The following is a 2,844-nucleotide window of genomic DNA, read 5'->3' as shown; positions in this document are numbered from 1 at the left end:
TTCGGAGTAGCACTCTCGGCATTGGTTTGTATTTATTTATTTTGGAGTACCGAAAGAGCGATTAAAAAGAATTTTCCAAACGAATAATTATGTCCATCAAATCCATCGCTGCGAAATTATTTGCGCAATACATTCATAATAAAGTCCAAAATTGGGCAACAAAACCTGTGGAAACCCAAGAAAAAGTTTTCCGGGATTTGATAGCACAGGCCAAACACACACAGTTTGGTAATGACCACGATTTTGCCCATATCAAAACGTTTCAGGACTTTGCGGCTAAAGTACCGATTCGGGATTATGAACAACTCCGGTCTTATGTTGATCAAGTGGTTAAAGGGGAAGCCGATATTCTCTGGAAAGGCAAACCGATTTATTTTGCCAAAACTTCCGGAACAACTTCTGGTGCTAAATACATTCCGCTCACTAAGGAATCGATGCCGTATCATATCGAAGCCGCTCGAAATGCCATCTTAAGTTACATTCACGAAACCGGCAAAGCTGATTTTGTCGACGGCAAAATGATTTTCCTCCAAGGCAGTCCGATTTTAGAAGAAAAAAACGGCATTAAGTTGGGCCGACTCTCCGGGATAGTAGCGCATTTTGTTCCGAAATACCTCCAAAAAAACCGCATGCCAAGCTGGGAAACCAATTGCATCGAAGACTGGGAAACCAAGGTAGATGCCATAGTAGAAGAAACATTCAACGAAAACATGACCGTGATTTCCGGGATTCCTTCTTGGGTGCAAATGTATTTCGAAAAACTCCAGCAAAAAGGGAATAAACCTGTTGGAGAGATTTTTAAAAATTTCAATTTGTTCATTTATGGCGGCGTGAATTACGAACCGTATCGTGCCAAATTCGAGAATTTAATCGGTCGGAAAGTCGATTCCATTGAATTATTTCCGGCTTCGGAAGGTTTCTTTGCTTATCAAGATTCCCAAAAAGAAAAAGGAATGCTCTTGTTGCTCAACTCGGGCATCTTTTACGAATTTGTCAAAGCTGAAGAATTTTTTACCGAAAACCCGCGACGCTACACCATAGGCGAAGTCGAACTTGGCGTAAACTATGTTTTGTTGCTTACCACCAATGCCGGACTTTGGGCTTATAACATTGGCGACACCGTGCAATTCACCAGTTTAAATCCTTATCGCGTTATCGTTTCAGGTCGCATCAAACATTATATTTCAGCTTTTGGAGAACACGTTATCGGCAAGGAAGTCGAATCTGCTTTAAAAGAAGCTATGGAAGATACCGATGTCCGTGTGAACGAATTTACCGTCGCGCCGCAAATTACCCCTAACCAAGGATTGCCGTACCACGAATGGTTCATAGAATTTGAAAACGAACCGGAAAACCTGGAAGACTTTGCGCTTAAAATTGATCAAGCCATGCGCAAACAAAACACCTATTACGACGATTTGATTGTAGGTAATGTGTTGAGAGCTGTCGTGATTACCAAAGTGGCCAAAAACGGTTTCCAAGAGTACATGAAATCCATCGGGAAACTGGGCGGCCAAAACAAACTGCCGCGCTTGGCAAACGATCGAAAAATTGCCGACTTTTTTAAGTAGGAGCGAGTGGTTCGGGCCATTGCTAAACCATGTTCCTGCTCTCGTTAGTCGCTTTGCTTTTTTGGGGCAAAAAATCAAGAGCTCCGACAATAACGAGATCAGGGCTAAAAAACAAACCAAAGGCATGAAAATAAAATTTTTTATAATCTTCTTTTTTTACAACCTAGTATCGCTTTCTGCCCAAACCAGCCGAGGCTTAGCCGAACGGATCGAAGTTAATGGCATTGTCAAAGACAGCCTTAGCGGCCAACCGATTCCGTATGTGAATATTTGGGTTGAAAACGAAAATGTCGGTACTACTTCAGAAGAAGACGGAACGTTCTCTTTACCGGTTTCGGAAACAAAGAAGATTTGCTTTTCAGCATTGGGTTATGAGGCTAAAATCTTGTTGGCAACAAACGTAAAATCGGTTGTATTGTATCCAAAAGCACTGGAATTAAATGAAGTGGTTATCGAAAAAAGAAAAGGAACTCAGGAGATAGTAATTGGCGATTTTTCAGGTATAAAATTAAATTCAGGAGTCACCAATACCGGACAAGACAATGTGCATGTTTGGGCCAAAAAAATTGAGACTTCGGCAATAGTAAAAGCCCATCCTTTTATAAAAACAATAGAGTTCGTAACCTATTCAAGATTGAAAAACGTTTTGTTAAGAATCAGAATTTTTAAGGAAAACAATAATGGTCTTCCTTTGGAAGATTTAGTTGAGGAAGATATCTTAGTTCCAATAAAAAAAGGTCAAAAAAACAATCTGGTTGATTTGATAAAGTACAACATCAAGATTCCCGAGGAAGGTCTTGTGATAGGATTTGAATATCTAAAATTAGAACAAAACAAATTTGAATTCGAAATCACCTCAAAAGACAACAAACAAACTCAAAAAGCTTACCGATATGAACCTTCCATTAAAGGGTTTTACCCCGGAGGAGCATCACTACTAGTATTAAATCGCGATGGAAGTCCTCGTTCTAAAGGCTACGGAAATGTGGAAATTGCTTTAAAAATCAAACTATCCAATTAAATGAAATCACTCTTTTTCCTATTGTGTTTTTTCCAGCTTTCCGCTCAAGTTAAAGGCGTTGTATTAGATGAAAATAATAAACCTATTCCGTATGTGAATATTTGGTTCGCTAACGGTAATTTGGCGGATACTACTGAAGAGGACGGCACATTCATTATTTCGGATTTAAAAGAAAATCAGGTATTGTTTTTCAGTGCCATGGGATTTGAAAAGAAAACAGTTAAAGTGGCCGATGCAGCCCGAGTAGTAATG

3 protein-coding genes are annotated in these 2,844 nt (G+C 39.6%); all 3 read left to right on the top strand.

All coding sequences use genetic code 11. From position 1 onward, the window contains the following. Window positions 1–89 precede the first annotated feature (89 nt). Complete coding sequence (locus tag ACIQ32_RS11680) at window positions 90–1,571, top strand: GH3 auxin-responsive promoter family protein (protein ID WP_396195859.1); 1,482 nt, start codon at window positions 90–92, stop codon at window positions 1,569–1,571. 124 nt (window positions 1,572–1,695) lie between these two features. Further along, window positions 1,696–2,592, top strand: a complete 897-nt coding sequence (locus ACIQ32_RS11675) for a carboxypeptidase-like regulatory domain-containing protein (RefSeq protein ID WP_396195858.1) — start codon at window positions 1,696–1,698, stop codon at window positions 2,590–2,592. Next, window positions 2,593–2,844 (top strand): carboxypeptidase-like regulatory domain-containing protein (locus tag ACIQ32_RS11670; protein WP_396195857.1); only part of this gene is annotated, 252 nt, incomplete at its 3' end.

The organism is Flavobacterium sp. (assembly GCF_044373165.1).
Classification (GTDB): domain Bacteria; phylum Bacteroidota; class Bacteroidia; order Flavobacteriales; family Flavobacteriaceae; genus Flavobacterium.
This window is presented reverse-complemented; position numbering and strand designations above follow the sequence as displayed.

Excerpts from the sequence above, each read along its gene's own strand:
- ACIQ32_RS11680 (WP_396195859.1), top strand. The coding sequence starts at position 90 with ATGTCCATCAAATCCATCGCTGCGAAATTATTTGCGCAATACATTCAT.
- ACIQ32_RS11675 (WP_396195858.1), top strand. The coding sequence starts at position 1,696 with ATGAAAATAAAATTTTTTATAATCTTCTTTTTTTACAACCTAGTATCG.